This window comes from Nitrosomonas sp. (assembly GCF_020852615.1).
Taxonomy (GTDB): Bacteria; Pseudomonadota; Gammaproteobacteria; order Burkholderiales; family Nitrosomonadaceae; genus Nitrosomonas.
Window position 1 is genome coordinate 146,148 of record NZ_JADZAJ010000032.1, and the last position, 13,655, is coordinate 159,802.

Genomic DNA, 13,655 nt, shown 5'->3' on the forward strand with positions numbered 1-13,655 from the left:
CGGTACTTAACCCCGGAAATTATCCTTGTTCATGGCTTTGGTACGTGCTTCCGCCACTGAAATAACGCTACGCTTCACCAGATCCGCCAGATTCTGGTCGAGCGTCTGCATTCCAACCCCCTGCCCGGTCTGGATCGCTGAATACATCTGTGCCACTTTGCCTTCCCGGATAAGATTACGGATAGCGGGTGTTCCAACCATAATTTCATGAGCTGCCACCCGTCCCTTACCATCTTTGGTTTTCAGCAGCGCCTGGGAAATAACGGCACGCAATGATTCCGATAACATCGCACGCACCATTTCCTTTTCTTCGGCCGGAAATACATCAATGATCCGGTCGATGGTCTTGGCAGCCGAGCTGGTATGCAGTGTGCCAAAAACCAGATGACCGGTTTCTGCAGCGGTCATTGCCAAACGGATAGTCTCCAGATCCCGCATTTCCCCCACAAGGATAATATCCGGATCTTCCCGCAGCGCAGAACGCAATGCGTTACTGAAACTGTGTGTATCCCGCCCGACTTCACGCTGATTGATCAGGCATTTTTTGCTTTCATGCACAAATTCGATCGGATCTTCCAGCGTTAGAATATGGCCATACTGGTTTTCGTTAATGTCATTGATCATGGCCGCAAGCGTGGTGGATTTACCTGATCCGGTCGGCCCCGTAACCAGCACTACACCACGCGGCTGTTGCGCAATTTCAGCGAAAATTTTGGGAGCTTTCAGCTCTTCAAGTGTCAGCACTTTGGATGGAATAGTACGCAGAACTGACGCTGCTCCCCGCTGGGTGTTGAAGGCATTGACACGAAAGCGTGCCAGACCGGGGATAGCAAACGAGAAATCACATTCCAGATGGGCCTCATAAGATTTACGCTGACTGTCGTTCATGATGTCGTACACCATGTCATGCACATCCTTGTGTTCCAGCACCGGAAGATTGATGCGCCGGATTTCTCCATGCACCCGGATCATAGGTGGCATGCCGGCAGATAAGTGCAGATCAGAAGCGCTATTCTTGACCACAAATGAGAGTAGTTCTACTATGTTCATTCGGAATATTTCCTCAGCTTTGTTGGGAGTGACCGGCTGGCAGTGTTTTATGGCCGGCGTTAACAGGTCGACCTGATCTAAAACGGAAAAAATCTCCCAAAATTGAATGTATTTCCAAACGGCCGGTAAAATCCCGCTGTTATGTTCCTCACACCCGTTTATTTAACCCATTTATTCAATCACCATGACAACGATCGCTTCCCGCCTGCAAAACGTCAAAAACCGCATTATTGAAGCTGCAAAAAAAGCGGGGCGTGATCCGGAAAGTGTTCGGCTGCTGGCAGCCAGTAAAACCAACACACCGGATAAATTGCGCGAGGCCTGGGAAGCAGGGCAAACCGTATTTGGTGAGAATTATCTTCAGGAAGGTCTGGTAAAAATCCATGCGCTGGCAGACTTACCGATTGAATGGCACTTCATTGGTCCGATTCAAAGCAACAAAACCAAACTGATTGCCGAAAACTTTTCCTGGGTACACGGAATTGACCGGGAAAAAATTGCAGCCCGCCTTTCAGCAGCCAGGCCGGAATCATCGCCGCCGCTGCAGGTTTGCGTACAGGTTAATGTCAGCGGAGAAATTACCAAAAGCGGCGTGGATCCGGAGAAAGCAGCTGAACTGGCCGCTTTCGTCAGCGAGCTGCCCCGTCTTCAGTTACGCGGCATCATGGCGGTTCCGGAACTGACCGCCGTAACCGCACTGCAGCGTGAACAATTTCAGATGCTGCGCGAGGTTTATGAACAGCTCAAGCAACAGGGTTTTAACCTGGACACGCTTTCAATGGGTATGTCGGAAGATCTGGAGAATGCGATTGCAGAAGGTGCCACAATGGTCAGAATAGGTACTGCTATTTTTGGTCCGCGGCGCTACGCTATCCCCGAGGAGCTTGGTTCGCGCCGGCAGTGAGAAACCGGTATTTCTCCATCAGCTGTTCGTGGTTTTCAACTCTGCCGGGATCGGTAATGATGCAACTGACCGGGCAAACTTCCACACATTGCGGCGTGTCGTAATGGCCCACGCATTCCGTACACAAGTCCGGGTTAATTTCATAAATCTCCTCACCCTGTGAAATTGCCCGGTTGGGGCACTCAGGCTCACATACATCACAGTTGATACATTCATCAGTAATAATCAGCGCCATCTCTTTACTCTCTTTATTTACCTGTTTCGTTTTTCATAAAGCCGTTCAGCCACGAGCGGGTGTACAAACTTGCTCGCATCTCCACCCAGGCGTGCAATTTCACGCACGATAGTGGCTGAAATAAATGTGTATTGTTCTGACGGCGTCAGAAATATTGTTTCCACATCAGGGTATAAACCACGATTCATTCCTGCCAGCTGAAATTCATATTCAAAATCAGATACTGCCCGCAGACCCCGCACGATGACACGGGCCTGCTGCTGCCGTGCAAACTCCATCAGCAAACCGGAAAACCCCGTTACTTCCACGTTAGCGTACCCGGCCAGAACCGTGCGAGCCATTTCCACCCGTTCCTCCAGCGAGAAAAAAGGAGTTTTTCCGCTGTTGGCAGCAACAGCCACGACTACCTGATCAAACAACCCGGATGCGCGATGAACCAGATCCTCATGTCCACGTGTAATCGGGTCAAAAGTACCCGGGTAAATAACTTTATCCATCAAGATTAAGGCTTAACAACCCGTAATGAACATGGCCCGCCCGGCTCTGTTTCCAGATTGACCAGGTATTATCCGGAAGCAGCCTGTCACTGCTTTCAACATAGACCACCCCTCCTTCCTTCAGTTTTTCCGGCAATAACGGTAACACTTCAACCAGCAATCCGGATTTGAACGGAGGATCAATAAAAACGATATCGTAGCGTTCTGCACCGGTCGCAAGAAATGTTCCGGCACTGGCATGTTCCAGCGCCACCTGTGACGCCCCCAGTTTTTCGATTGAATCGCGCAGATTGCGAACTGCTTTCATACTTTGCTCGACCATCACCACCCGTTCCGCCCCTCGCGAAGCGGCTTCAAACCCCAGCGCACCACTGCCGGCAAACAGATCCAGGCAGGTTTTACCGGTCAAATCCTGTCCCAGCCAGTTAAACAATGTTTCCCGCACCCGGTCCGGTGTCGGCCTGATTAACGTATCATCCGCAAACTGAATCAGCCTGCTGCGCCACTGCCCGCCGATAATGCGAACTTTGCCTGCTAACAACATGAAAAATCAGGAGCAGTCTGCTTCTGCTCTGCACCCACAACCACTGTCACCATCCCTGCCGGATCAATCCGGCGCTGGAATGCATCCTTAATCTGCGCCACCGTCACTTTTTCCACTGCCTTCACATAATCTTCCAGATAAGTCAGCGGCAAATCGTAAAAACCGATAACTCCAAGGTATCCCAGAATTTTCTGATTACTATCAATACGCAGCGGGAAACCTCCCACAATATTCTGCCGGGCAGCCTGTAATTCTTCCTCGGTCGGCCCTTGCTCAACAAAATCGCTGAGCGTCTTCCGTGTCAGTTGCAGCGCCTGCTCTGCCTGCTCCTTCTTCGTCTGCAAACCGATTTCAAAAGGCCCTTTTTCCCGGTACGGCATAAATACGCTGTAAACACTGTAAGCCAGCCCGCGTGTTTCACGAATTTCCTTCATCAGCCGGGAAACAAACCCGCCCCCTCCCAGAATGTAATTACCTACCAGCAAAGGAAAATAATCGGGATCCTTGCGGCTTAATCCCGGATACGCCAGCTGGATATGGCTTTGCGTTGCCGGATGTGCGATCTTCTCGGTCGCCGGTACCGGCTTCCCGACTGGTGGCAGGGTTGTATCTGATTTCCCTGCCGGCAAATTCCGTGTCAATGTTTCCGCAATGCGATCCGCTTCTTCACGCCGGATATCCCCTATTATTGCGATGATGGCATTGCCGGCCGTGTAACGTGCGCGGTAAAAATCAACCAGATCCTGTCGCTGCAGTGCAGTCAGCGTGGCTGCCTCTCCTGTTTCACGCAGACCGTAAGGATGTTTACCGTATAACAGCTTCATCAGCACCCGGTCAGCAATGACTTCCGGTTTGGTATCCGCCTCCTTGAGTGCAGCGATGATACGGGCCCGTTCCCGTTCCAGAATTTTCCCGGGAAACTCGGGGTGCTGAATAATCTGCGCCAGCACATCCAGCGCACGAGTTCTTTCCTTCTCCCGGCTCAGTGTCCGCAACGACAACCCCGCCCGATCCAGATCAAACGATCCACCCAGGTTGGCTCCCACATCCGCCAGTGTCTCGGCAATCTTATCTTCAGACAAGCCACCTGCCCCCATACTCATCAACCGTTGCACCAGCGCAGCACGGCCGGAGGTTTCCGCCGTATCAGTACTGCTGCCTGCCGGAAATTCAACACTGAGATCAAGAATCGGCAAATCATGATTCTCAACGAAATAAACCTGCGCCCCGTTAGCCGTCTGCCAGTGCTGAATTGGCAGGAAGGCCAGCGCCCACTGCGCATGAATACCCAGCCAGAATATGATCAAGAACTGTAAAAATCGCATATATCCCTTTCCCGGTAAATTTAGGGAAACGCTGATTTATCCCATCATCTGGGTTGCTTCCTGCTCCATTACATTCGCAGTCGCAATGACGTTTGTCGCTTTAACCAGCCTTTCCTTAGTGTTAAATGCACAAACATTGTATGCCAATGCCGGCAGAAGTTTCCAATCACAAGGCCAGAAAAATTACCTCACCTTTCACAGCCAATGACTAAAACAGGTGACATCTGAAGAAAATGAAGAAAAACCCGGATAACAGGGAAATGACCGTTTCGGTCGGGAAATAAATAACTTACAAGTGATCCAGCGGGCTAATCACACCTTTACCCCCCTTGTTTAACACATGGGTATAAATCATTGTGGTTGCTACATCACTATGCCCCAGCAATTCCTGTACCGTACGAATATCGTAGCCCGCCTGCAAAAGATGCGTGGCAAAGGAATGGCGCAAGGTATGCGGTGTGGCAGGCTTGGTTAGCCCTGCTGCCAACACTGCTTTCTTCATCGCGCGCTGCAGCAGTTTTTCATCCATATGATGGCGCCGCTCCGTGCCGCTGCGCGAGTCGATCGAATAACTCCTGGCAACAAAAATGTACTGCCAGACCCAGCCAGTCGCCGCATTCAGATACTTTCGCTCCAGCGCATCCGGCAGATACACCGAAGCCATCCCCTTCACAAAATCATCCTCGTACAACAGGCGCCGCCGCTGCAGATGTTCTTGCAAGGCCGGTATGAGGCGCTGCGGCAGCATCGTCACTCTGTCTTTCGCCCCCTTGCCATCCCGCACCAGAATTTCGCCCCGGGCAAAATCCACATCCTTCACCCGCAAACGCACACACTCCATCAGCCGCATACCCGTGCCATACAACAGGCGTGCCATCAGCCCATGTGTTCCCTCCATGCGCTCCAGCACCGCCTGGACTTCCTGCACCGTCAATACCACCGGCAAACGCGCCGGCCGCTTCGCCCGCACCATGTTGTCGAGCCAGGGTAAATCAACCTCCAACACCTCCCGATACAAAAACAGCAAAGCTGAAAGTGCCTGATTTTGTGTCGATGACGCCACTTTGTCCGACACAGCAAGATGCGTCAAAAAAGACTCAACCTCTCCGGCTCCCATCTCTTGCGGGTGTCGTTTATCATGAAACAGAATAAAGCGCCGTACCCACTGGACATACTGCACCTCGGTCCTTATGCTGTAATGCTTTAAACGCAACCTGCCACGCAACTGATCGAGCAGCTTGGGTGGTTCAGGTACAGAAATCGGTGGTGTTTTATTCATTTTCATTTTACATTCAATATGTTACGGAATAACATGTTTGTTATACACCTCTTTACAAGGAAGTATACACCGCTTGCGGTGTATACTGGACGTTATGAGTCACCAGGATTTTGAGTATGCAATGGAGTGAGGAAGTAATCCTTAAGACCAACAACGTGAGCGTCCGAGTTTTGTCCTTGGCACCTAAAGAGGTCGCTCCGTGGCACTTTCACCAGAACGTGGTCGATAACATGTTTTGCTTGTCTGGTAGCATCCTCATCGATTTGCAAAACCCTAGTGAGAGCCTTTTGCTAGAGCCAGGGCATCGTTGTGAGGTTAAGCCTGGCCGAGTACATCGGGTTTCAAATCCTCAGGAGAAGGAGGCAAAATACCTTCTTGTGCAAGGAGTTGGGGAGTATGACTTCAACATCGTCAGCTCATAACAAGTCATTCAACCAGACGCAAAAAGCTGCGCTTTTTCCGCTGGTTAATTCAGCGTTAGGCGTCAAACACGGTTTTGTTTTTTGGTTGCATTTTATTGCTGTAGTTTTAGCAAATGGTGTGCCGCGTTCGCCCCAGCTTCCGCGTGTTCTTTTGCACAGCAGTTTTGTTTGTGTTGTGTCAGCAACGCAGTGTTTGAAAATCTGCTCGCCGTGGTGCGGGCGCGTCACCTTGTTAGAACCTTGCGCGGCTTTCGTGCTTGGCATAATCTTGCAGCATTAGCTCAGCAGCTTTCGGAGAAAGTGCAGTGAGTTCAACAGCAAACCACCAGCCTAACAAGTCGCTCAAGCTGACCGCCTCAAACGGGGCTGCTTCGCAGTTTAGCCCCGTTTTCGGTTCCCTTCGCGCTGCGCGCTCCGGCGGCAGCTTAGCTCTGCGTTAGGCTTCATGGGTGATATCAGGAGGTCGTGTGAGTAAGAGCGCAATCGCTACAGCGCAGTCCATCTTTTCCTCTCGTCTGGACACGCTTGAGCAACTTCTAAAGAAAGCATCTACCCATTTCGGCAGTGACGAGTCATTCCTGGCTGAGCGCATTGCCCCGGACATGCACCCATTGGGCACGCAAATAGCTTTCACATGCAATCAGCCAAGGAACTTCTCCTTGTGGTGCGGAGGGATGCCCAATGACAACCTTGACCCTAGCGTTACCTCCGTAGCTCACGCTCAGTCCCATATCAGCAGCACCAAGCAGTTGCTCCATGCCATCAATACCAACGACTCCAAGCGATCTGAAACGGCCCGCATTGAATTGGGCGGAGGACTCTATATTGAGCTTCGCGGAGAGGAATATATCAATGACTTCTTAATCCCCAATTTCTATTTTCACATGGTAACCGCATATGACATTCTTCGGATGAAAGGACTGGAGATCGGAAAAGGCGACTACATGCTTCACCTTGCGCCTTTGGTAAGGCAGGCGCAATGAAGCCTAACAATTCATTCAAGCCGACGCCGCTTCGCGGCGCGGCTTAACTCAGGCGTTAGACCTCAGCCATACTTTCGGGGGATTCATGAAGAACGGAGAACGTGCGTTCGTCATCTTCTTTGGTCTCCTCTTACTCGGCGCAGGGATCTACGCCGCACTTCTGACAGAGACGCCAGGTGCTTGGCGGTACATCGGTGGCGGAGTGCTTTTCGCGCTTGGGGTCAATGCTGTCTACGGTGGACTCATCGGCAAGCGCCCTTGGATTTCCAAGATTGGTCCACTGCCGTGACGGATCTGCGGCCTAACAATGCGCTCAAGCGGGACACAGTGTCAGGCTTCGCCTGCCCCTGCGCCCCTTAGCTCAAACGTTAGGCGGCAGCTCGTTTCTTTTGTCAGGTGGGGTGTCGCAATCGTTTTGCGCGTGCTTCGTGGCGCATCGCTTTGCTTCGGTGGGTGCCGCGCTTGGCCTGCGTGGTGGCCAGTCGGCGCAAGCCAGTCTTTCGCAGCCAACGCGCGCGTTTCGGTTTTGGCGGATGCGCATTGCGTGGTGGCTTGTCGCGTTTCCATGCGTTCAACGCGCGCGGTTCGTCGCAGCCGTCCGGTCGTCGCAAGCGGGTAGCGCTTTGGGCGCAGGCCACAACGGTTATCGCACTTGTGGCACCACAGCCACAGCGGTATCTTTCGGCCGAGCGGCAAGATTGCGGGGCTGCCGCCTAACATTTCGGTCAAGCGGACGCCGGTCAACCGCTTTCGTTCTTGCAAACCTTGCGGCCGGCGCCGCTTACCTCAAGCGTTAGGCCACATGGATATCTCACCCGCGCCCGAACGTAGAGCCCCGGAAATCGCCGGCGTGGTCGCGGCGGAGCTTGAGCACTTCTCGAGTCCAGACATAGTCAATGCGCTCCGCAAGTTCCTGGTTGAACCCCGCCTCGAGCTGCGACAGTGGGATTGGTCCCGCGATCACATCGAACTCCCCACTTGGGTCATCGCGGAGAGCTCGAAATATGACTACGGCATCGTTTACGCAGAGCGCGGCTTTGGGCCGAGCGCGCCTTGGGGTTTGGTCTTTTCGTCCGCGAACAATTTCGGCGCGGACTACTGCTGGTACACAAGCCTCCAGTCGGCTTTTGAAGACTCTCGGCTGATCGAAGAGTCCCGGGAGGAGTCAGATGCGGCCTAACAATTCGTCCAAGCCGACGCCGCTTCGCGGCGCGGCTTAACTCAGGTGTTAGGCATTTAGGAGTTCTCTATGCATGGTGAATGTTTGTGCGGCCAAGTCAAGTTCGAAATCCTTGGCCGCATTCCAAAGCTCTACCAATGCCACTGCTCACTTTGTCGTAAGCAGGGCGGCTCTTCTTCAAATGCAGCAACGATTGTTGCCGCTGAAAATTTCCGCTGGCTTCGTGGCGAGGAGATCATTAGTTCTTGGGTTAAAGACTCGGGGTTTCGCTCTGATTTTTGCTCAAAATGCGGCTCTCCTGTACCCAATCCACTTAGAAATTTGCCCTATGTTTGGGTGCCTGCCGGTTTGCTCGATGCAAACGCGCAGTTGGAAATCTGTGCTCATTTGTCTATTGCGTCCAAAGCCGCCTGGGACACAATTGCCTCGCCCGGAGTGAAATATGAAACCGTGCCTGAGTTATCTGAATTTCTTGAGCTTCTTCACTCAAAAACACATGCCTAACCCGGCGCTCAACCTCGCTCCTTTCAGTCGCTGGACGCTGCGCGATAAAGCCGCGCAGCGCCGGTTAGCTCTGCGTTAGATTTCATAGAGCGCTTATGCCAAAGTTTATCGCCACACTCGCCATTTTCAGCCTTATCTCAAATTTTTCATTCGCTGCTACCGACGGAGAAAACCAAGCGAGCTCATTCGCAAACATCTACGCTTCACTTTGCCTCAAGCATCTAAATAACCTTGAGGCACTGCATGAAAAGTTGGAACCAATGCCAAAGTTACCTCCTGAAAAGGCAGCTCATTTTCTAGCTGGCAACGCCGGGGATGCATGGCCCGTTCCAGACAAGTACGGAACGTTTGTATTGGCGCTTCCTACTGGGAAAAATCTTTGTGCAGTACACGCACGCAGAGCGGACACAGAGACAGCAAAGAAAAAATTCGCCGGCCTCGTGGCTAGCGCGCCTTCACCACTCGTAGCGAGACAAGTGAGAAATGAGCAAGCGCAAACCACAGCGAACGGCTCAACTCAGACCGTCGCCTACGAGTGGTCTGTCCCAAACGCGCCGCGCAAGATGCTATTCACCTTAACAACCGCCTCGTCTGAAACAGCACAACTTCAAGTGCTTGGATCTGCCGCGATCATTGGCCAATGAAATCTAACATCCCGCTCCAGCCGACCGTCAAAAAGCTGCACTTTTTTGCCGTCGGCTGAGCTTGCACATTAGACAGTAACGGAGAATATGAATGTATCAAGGTGAAGAAGGTTACTTTGAGCTTGCTCATCACGAAGATGAGCTAATCAACCATCGGCTTACCTGGTTAATCGGTTCTCAATCGTTACTCTTTGCCGGATACGCCGTGTTGTTGACGGTAGAGAAAGACAAATTGGCCGCGTCAATTGAAAAGATACAACTCGCACTGTATTGGCTGCCTTTCCTTGGAATCTCAGTTGCGTTATTAATCTTAGTTGGCATAGTATCTGCTGTTACAGCCAGTTGTATTCTAAAGGTGCGATTTAGGCGTCCATTGGGCTACAACGTGGGGAGGCTGGTTGACAGCTTTGCTTTTCCCTGTTGCGTTCATCTTTGCCTGGATAAAAGTCGGACTATGAAACATCTTCTTTGTCTAACCCGGCGCTCAAGCCGACCCGCTTCCGCTACGCTCCAGCGGCCGCTTAGCTCTGCGTTGGGCTTGGCAAGGATACAAAATGATTGACCACACTGGTGTCTCCGTCAGCAACTATGAGCGCAGCAAAGCGTTCTATATCGCAGCGTTGGCCCCCATGGGCTATCGGTTATTGCTGGAGGTTCCGGCGGAACTAACTGGCGGCCATGATGCAGCCGGCTTTGGTGTAGCTCCAAAGCCTGACTTTTGGGTTGGTGGTGGCGGTCCCAATGTCCCGTCCCACCTATTCACATTGCTTTTCGCGTTGCAGGCCGTGCTGTAGTCGATGCGTTCTATGCGGCTGCAATTGCTGCTGGCGGTAAAGACAATGGCAAACCGGGTTTACGTCCGCACTATCACCCTAGCTATTACGGTGCCTTTGTCCGCGATCCAGATGGGCACAACATCGAAGCGGTTTGTCATGAAACAGTGTAGATCCAATAAGGCATTCGAACTGCTGTTTCCGCCGTCGTTTCACGGCGTCATGGCTGCGGGTTGATTTGGACGGTGAGTATCATGGAAAATCAATTCTTTCTCTTTTAGATGTATTGGCACTAGCCATCAGTCCAAGTGGAGAATTCAGATTGCTGGCACTACACGCTCACTACTCAGGGTTCACAGCATGACTAGTCGACTCTGTCGTAAGTGCGAAGGCTCCGGGAAAGCGCTTACCTACGTTCTGGATTCATCAAAACCTGGCGGAGAGATGAAGCCTGTGTACAAACCATGCCCCAGTTGTTACGGGGCAGGAGTCACGATGGAGAATGCTCCTCCCTCAGGGGAGGGCAACTCGTACGGCTTGTCGGCTCTGACAGGACTCATCGCAGGCGGATATGTCTGGGTCAAGACCAAAGACGAATCGATAGCCATTATTACAACGTTCATTGTTGCGTATATCGTTTCGACGAAAATAGGGAAAATTATCACATCAGTGATCTGGATCGTTTTGATTTTATGGATTTTGGCAGGGCTGAAATTGATTTAGTCTTACATTTTCAAGCGCCGCGCTGAGATAACTGCCACAACGGCAAGAGCCCAGCTTCCGTGATTCCGGAAGTGGTTTCTTTTTTTATGAAGGGGTTGATGGATGCGCATGAAAATACTGGTTTTATCGGTACTGCTTCAGGCAGTTTTTCCCATATCGCATGCCGCGGAAAGCGATGCCGCATTGGGAAACCCGGAAATCGAGTCGATGATTGAAACCTGCATCAAGGTAGAAAGTCAGAAAGAAAGTTCATACAGGCAACTGCTGGCAGAGCCTTACAGTTGCGGCACCATCCTGGTCCCGCGCCCCTTGGTTGCCCGTTCCTCGGAAGCGTATCGGACGCGTTTCGTTGAAAGCAGGCGGAAAATGTATGCCGAATCAAGGGGCAACCCTGGAGGGATCCAGGAGCTATGCGATACCGTGAAACTTAATTGCATTTTCAACAACCCGAAATTCACGTACTCCGAACAGAAGGAGAGACTGATGCTCCTGTTCGGTCCGCCCCAGTAAAGAAACACGAACCTGTTTCTGGTTTTCACCCGGGCGTGCTCGCCTTCGAGCAAGCGCATTTTCATTGGGAGGCTGTGTGTTCAAGCAAATCGCCCCTCTTTTGCTGCTGCTGGCGGCCAGCCCTTGCCTGGCGGCCGATACCGGGTGTGCGGCGGATGCGATCGCCCAGGCCCGGAAGCTGCTGTTGTTCCACAGCAATAACGACGACAGGGCGGGCGTCGAAGCGAAGGCGAAGGAGCTGCCGCCCCTCACCAATCCGGCGAACCAGCGCCAGAAGTTTTCTGTCTTCGAGGTCAAGGGCTATATCTACAAGGGCAATTACCGCATGCGGCTAATCTACTACCGCGCGGGCGGTGAGTGCCTGCTGATGGGGCAGGAGATACTTGAACTGGCGAGCCTCTGACCGCGGCTTTGCACGCGCCGGGGGCTGGGGGCCGGGGTGCCCTGCCGCTGCGGCGCTGGTTGCAATGTTTTACGCCTCCAGCGCTTGTCAGACAAGCGCGAGCCGCTATCTTTTCATGGGCTCAAGTAGCGGTATCTATTGAACATCGAGCGGTGCAAATTCTCCAACACCTATGCAGTCCATTGGGACGTAGCCACGTGGAGGAACGCATGATGGACAAGGCACTGCAGCAGATTTTCACCTTGGCGCAGTGGCCCTGAGCACGCGCCAGCGCCAGAGGCTGCTGGCGCATCTGAAGGAAATGGACAAGAAGCCCGAAGTCATTCAGATTCTCCAGCGGCGCCAGCACGACAGGCCCGTATGCCTGATTGCAGCAGCGCGCAAGTTCTCCACGATGGGCACGCCAGCCGCCTGCAACGCTACCTGTGCCGCCATTGCGGCAAAACCTTCAACGCCTTGAGCGGCACGCCGCTGGCGCACCTGCACTTGCGCGACAAATGGCTTACCATCGGCATCCACGCCGTGAACAGCGAAGATGTTCTTTGCCAAGTCGATTCCTGCGGTTACGATGGTCATGGTCTTCCCCTTCCACAAAACAAGCGTGTTGATGAGAGAGTGCACTTCCCGTCGTGGCACTGTGATGCCGTATTGCGCAAATGCGCGCTGCGCTTGGGACGGGGAAGCCCCTTTCATTCGTTAGGGGTGGTATGCGCACCGTATTGCTTGTTGTTGCCGCTATAGCAAATTTTGCATTCGGAGAAGTTCTTGCGGTTTCCGAGAAAGTCGATATGGCGCTTGGTTGCAAGACGAACCCGCTGTTGGTCGATTCCTGCTTCAGTGTGCAAGGTAAGCTATCGACATACAACGGCAACCCAAGCCTCCGCATCTGGCCTAAAGGCACGCATCGCTTGCTTGGCGTCATTGACGATGGGGAATCGAAATCCATTCCTCCAAATACCAGATCGTTGGTCGGTTTTGGCCGGGATGTTTGGGGCAATTTCGTGGTTTGTCCTTTCTCCAAAGCCAGGGAAGGGCACATGCAATTCGTATGCGTGGAGGCAGCATCAAATGTTCGCGTATATGAAAACCGCCCCTACCCATCGTTGCAGGGGACGCTCCGCCTATCGGCGGCGCGCCCCTGAACTCAGACGTTGAGGATGTAGAAAAACCTGAGCCTGTTAGTTTTTCTGGAATAATCAGGAGTGGAGAAAATTATCGGGAGCTATGGGATGGCACGATTCAAACCGGTTCAAAATGGTCTGATCTGTTACCTGTCAATTTCTCCCGGCAGATTATTCCAGGCAGTTTCGAACACGGGCTGTGCTATCTCGTCGATCATGAATTGGAAATGGCTCATACTGTCTCTGCCCGGCTGGCAAACGACTCTATTCGAATGGTTCGAACTGCACCTTCCGAGCGCCAGGGGGCGCACACGGGTGCTCGCCGTAATGCTCCACCCGAGGGACGCCAAAGAACTCGTCATACCTGAGCCACCGGCAAAAGTGAAATAAACTAAGCGCCCATGACTATGGACAAGGTTGGAAAGCTAAAGGTGAGGTAGGTCGTCAATCACAGAGTCCAACGGGTTAAGCGGTCATCTGTTTTGCATAGTATTGTTGGCTGAAAGCAGCAGGCGACAGATAACCAAGTCGTGCCTGTTTGCGGGTGCGGTTGTAGAA

Annotated in this window: 21 protein-coding genes and 1 pseudogene; 16 read left to right on the forward strand and 6 right to left on the reverse strand. The window is 52.5% G+C overall.

Annotation, left to right across the window (positions count from 1 at the left end):
- Positions 1-6: 6 nt before the first annotated feature.
- A complete protein-coding gene (locus IT527_RS08080; protein WP_292968019.1) occupies positions 7-1,050 on the reverse strand; it encodes a type IV pilus twitching motility protein PilT in 1,044 nt (347 codons plus the stop codon).
- A 184-nt stretch (positions 1,051-1,234) separates the two neighbouring features.
- Here IT527_RS08080 and IT527_RS08085 point away from each other — a divergent pair, with 184 nt between their 5' ends.
- Positions 1,235-1,954, forward strand: a complete 720-nt coding sequence (locus tag IT527_RS08085) for a YggS family pyridoxal phosphate-dependent enzyme (RefSeq protein ID WP_292968020.1) — start codon at positions 1,235-1,237, stop codon at positions 1,952-1,954.
- On the opposite strand, the gene IT527_RS08090 is transcribed toward IT527_RS08085, so the two are convergent.
- The 5 genes from IT527_RS08090 to IT527_RS08110 all read right to left on the reverse strand — a co-directional run bounded on the left by IT527_RS08090 (position 1,920) and on the right by IT527_RS08110 (position 5,834).
- On the reverse strand, positions 1,920-2,189 hold the full coding sequence (locus IT527_RS08090; RefSeq protein ID WP_292968021.1) for a YfhL family 4Fe-4S dicluster ferredoxin: 270 nt from the start codon (positions 2,187-2,189) through the stop codon (positions 1,920-1,922). The two genes, IT527_RS08085 and IT527_RS08090, sit on opposite strands and share 35 nt — an antisense overlap.
- Before the next feature lie 17 nt (positions 2,190-2,206).
- Positions 2,207-2,686: a pantetheine-phosphate adenylyltransferase gene (coaD, locus tag IT527_RS08095; protein WP_292968022.1), complete on the reverse strand. Its 480-nt coding sequence runs from the start codon at positions 2,684-2,686 to the stop codon at positions 2,207-2,209.
- Positions 2,679-3,230, reverse strand: coding sequence for a 16S rRNA (guanine(966)-N(2))-methyltransferase RsmD (gene rsmD, locus IT527_RS08100; protein WP_292968023.1), 552 nt, complete (start codon positions 3,228-3,230; stop codon positions 2,679-2,681). The genes coaD and rsmD overlap by 8 nt, the downstream gene beginning before the upstream one ends.
- Positions 3,221-4,555 (reverse strand): pitrilysin family protein, encoded by a 1,335-nt coding sequence (locus IT527_RS08105; RefSeq protein ID WP_292968024.1) that lies wholly within the window; start codon positions 4,553-4,555, stop codon positions 3,221-3,223. The genes rsmD and IT527_RS08105 overlap by 10 nt, the downstream gene beginning before the upstream one ends.
- Positions 4,556-4,844: 289 nt before the next feature.
- Positions 4,845-5,834: an integron integrase gene (locus IT527_RS08110; protein WP_292968025.1), complete on the reverse strand. Its 990-nt coding sequence runs from the start codon at positions 5,832-5,834 to the stop codon at positions 4,845-4,847.
- 116 nt (positions 5,835-5,950) lie between these two features.
- Between IT527_RS08110 and IT527_RS09730 the strand changes: the two genes are divergently transcribed.
- The 15 genes and pseudogenes from IT527_RS09730 to IT527_RS08180 all read left to right on the forward strand — a co-directional run bounded on the left by IT527_RS09730 (position 5,951) and on the right by IT527_RS08180 (position 13,465).
- Entirely contained in the window at positions 5,951-6,256 is a 306-nt protein-coding gene (locus IT527_RS09730) for a cupin domain-containing protein (RefSeq protein WP_363278135.1), read from the forward strand.
- On the forward strand, positions 6,231-6,536 hold the full coding sequence (locus IT527_RS08115; protein WP_292968026.1) for a hypothetical protein: 306 nt from the start codon (positions 6,231-6,233) through the stop codon (positions 6,534-6,536). Before IT527_RS09730 ends, IT527_RS08115 begins: the two co-directional genes overlap by 26 nt.
- A 187-nt stretch (positions 6,537-6,723) precedes the next feature.
- On the forward strand, positions 6,724-7,239 hold the full coding sequence (locus IT527_RS08120) for a DUF1993 domain-containing protein (protein WP_292968027.1): 516 nt from the start codon (positions 6,724-6,726) through the stop codon (positions 7,237-7,239).
- A gap of 85 nt (positions 7,240-7,324) precedes the next feature.
- Complete coding sequence (locus tag IT527_RS08125) at positions 7,325-7,528, forward strand: hypothetical protein (protein ID WP_292968028.1); 204 nt, start codon at positions 7,325-7,327, stop codon at positions 7,526-7,528.
- Between the two features lie 513 nt (positions 7,529-8,041).
- On the forward strand, positions 8,042-8,419 hold the full coding sequence (locus IT527_RS08130) for a hypothetical protein (RefSeq protein WP_292968029.1): 378 nt from the start codon (positions 8,042-8,044) through the stop codon (positions 8,417-8,419).
- 69 nt (positions 8,420-8,488) lie between these two features.
- The gene (locus IT527_RS08135; protein WP_292968030.1) at positions 8,489-8,923 is read left to right on the forward strand and encodes a GFA family protein; all 435 of its coding nucleotides are present in this window, start codon (positions 8,489-8,491) and stop codon (positions 8,921-8,923) included.
- Between the two features lie 95 nt (positions 8,924-9,018).
- Positions 9,019-9,567 carry a hypothetical protein gene (locus tag IT527_RS08140; protein WP_292968031.1) on the forward strand — a complete coding sequence of 183 codons (549 nt, stop codon included), beginning with the start codon at positions 9,019-9,021 and terminating at the stop codon, positions 9,565-9,567.
- A gap of 554 nt (positions 9,568-10,121) precedes the next feature.
- Positions 10,122-10,361 carry a hypothetical protein gene (locus IT527_RS08145; RefSeq protein WP_292968045.1) on the forward strand — a complete coding sequence of 80 codons (240 nt, stop codon included), beginning with the start codon at positions 10,122-10,124 and terminating at the stop codon, positions 10,359-10,361.
- Positions 10,286-10,513 carry a VOC family protein gene (locus IT527_RS08150; protein WP_292968032.1) on the forward strand — a complete coding sequence of 76 codons (228 nt, stop codon included), beginning with the start codon at positions 10,286-10,288 and terminating at the stop codon, positions 10,511-10,513. The genes IT527_RS08145 and IT527_RS08150 overlap by 76 nt, the downstream gene beginning before the upstream one ends.
- Before the next feature lie 322 nt (positions 10,514-10,835).
- Positions 10,836-11,063, forward strand: coding sequence for a hypothetical protein (locus IT527_RS08155; protein WP_292968033.1), 228 nt, complete (start codon positions 10,836-10,838; stop codon positions 11,061-11,063).
- Positions 11,064-11,171: 108 nt separating this feature from the next.
- Positions 11,172-11,573 carry a hypothetical protein gene (locus tag IT527_RS08160; protein ID WP_292968034.1) on the forward strand — a complete coding sequence of 134 codons (402 nt, stop codon included), beginning with the start codon at positions 11,172-11,174 and terminating at the stop codon, positions 11,571-11,573.
- A gap of 76 nt (positions 11,574-11,649) precedes the next feature.
- Entirely contained in the window at positions 11,650-11,976 is a 327-nt protein-coding gene (locus IT527_RS08165) for a hypothetical protein (RefSeq protein ID WP_292968035.1), read from the forward strand.
- A 405-nt stretch (positions 11,977-12,381) separates the two neighbouring features.
- Positions 12,382-12,480 (forward strand): annotated as a pseudogene (locus IT527_RS08170) (IS1595 family transposase); the annotation flags it as partial.
- Between the two features lie 203 nt (positions 12,481-12,683).
- A complete protein-coding gene (locus tag IT527_RS08175; RefSeq protein WP_292968036.1) occupies positions 12,684-13,118 on the forward strand; it encodes a hypothetical protein in 435 nt (144 codons plus the stop codon).
- 206 nt (positions 13,119-13,324) lie between these two features.
- Positions 13,325-13,465, forward strand: coding sequence for a hypothetical protein (locus tag IT527_RS08180; protein ID WP_292968037.1), 141 nt, complete (start codon positions 13,325-13,327; stop codon positions 13,463-13,465).
- Positions 13,466-13,655: the final 190 nt, after the last annotated feature.

Coding starts and splice junctions, on each gene's coding strand:
- IT527_RS08080 (WP_292968019.1), bottom strand. CDS start 1,050: ATGAACATAGTAGAACTACTCTCATTTGTGGTCAAGAATAGCGCTTCT.
- IT527_RS08085 (WP_292968020.1), top strand. CDS start 1,235: ATGACAACGATCGCTTCCCGCCTGCAAAACGTCAAAAACCGCATTATT.
- IT527_RS08090 (WP_292968021.1), bottom strand. CDS start 2,189: ATGGCGCTGATTATTACTGATGAATGTATCAACTGTGATGTATGTGAG.
- coaD (WP_292968022.1), bottom strand. CDS start 2,686: ATGGATAAAGTTATTTACCCGGGTACTTTTGACCCGATTACACGTGGA.
- rsmD (WP_292968023.1), bottom strand. CDS start 3,230: ATGTTGTTAGCAGGCAAAGTTCGCATTATCGGCGGGCAGTGGCGCAGC.
- IT527_RS08105 (WP_292968024.1), bottom strand. CDS start 4,555: ATGCGATTTTTACAGTTCTTGATCATATTCTGGCTGGGTATTCATGCG.
- IT527_RS08110 (WP_292968025.1), bottom strand. CDS start 5,834: ATGAATAAAACACCACCGATTTCTGTACCTGAACCACCCAAGCTGCTC.
- IT527_RS09730 (WP_363278135.1), top strand. CDS start 5,951: ATGCAATGGAGTGAGGAAGTAATCCTTAAGACCAACAACGTGAGCGTC.
- IT527_RS08115 (WP_292968026.1), top strand. CDS start 6,231: ATGACTTCAACATCGTCAGCTCATAACAAGTCATTCAACCAGACGCAA.
- IT527_RS08125 (WP_292968028.1), top strand. CDS start 7,325: ATGAAGAACGGAGAACGTGCGTTCGTCATCTTCTTTGGTCTCCTCTTA.
- IT527_RS08130 (WP_292968029.1), top strand. CDS start 8,042: ATGGATATCTCACCCGCGCCCGAACGTAGAGCCCCGGAAATCGCCGGC.
- IT527_RS08135 (WP_292968030.1), top strand. CDS start 8,489: ATGCATGGTGAATGTTTGTGCGGCCAAGTCAAGTTCGAAATCCTTGGC.
- IT527_RS08140 (WP_292968031.1), top strand. CDS start 9,019: ATGCCAAAGTTTATCGCCACACTCGCCATTTTCAGCCTTATCTCAAAT.
- IT527_RS08145 (WP_292968045.1), top strand. CDS start 10,122: ATGATTGACCACACTGGTGTCTCCGTCAGCAACTATGAGCGCAGCAAA.
- IT527_RS08155 (WP_292968033.1), top strand. CDS start 10,836: ATGGAGAATGCTCCTCCCTCAGGGGAGGGCAACTCGTACGGCTTGTCG.
- IT527_RS08160 (WP_292968034.1), top strand. CDS start 11,172: ATGAAAATACTGGTTTTATCGGTACTGCTTCAGGCAGTTTTTCCCATA.
- IT527_RS08175 (WP_292968036.1), top strand. CDS start 12,684: ATGCGCACCGTATTGCTTGTTGTTGCCGCTATAGCAAATTTTGCATTC.
- IT527_RS08180 (WP_292968037.1), top strand. CDS start 13,325: ATGGCTCATACTGTCTCTGCCCGGCTGGCAAACGACTCTATTCGAATG.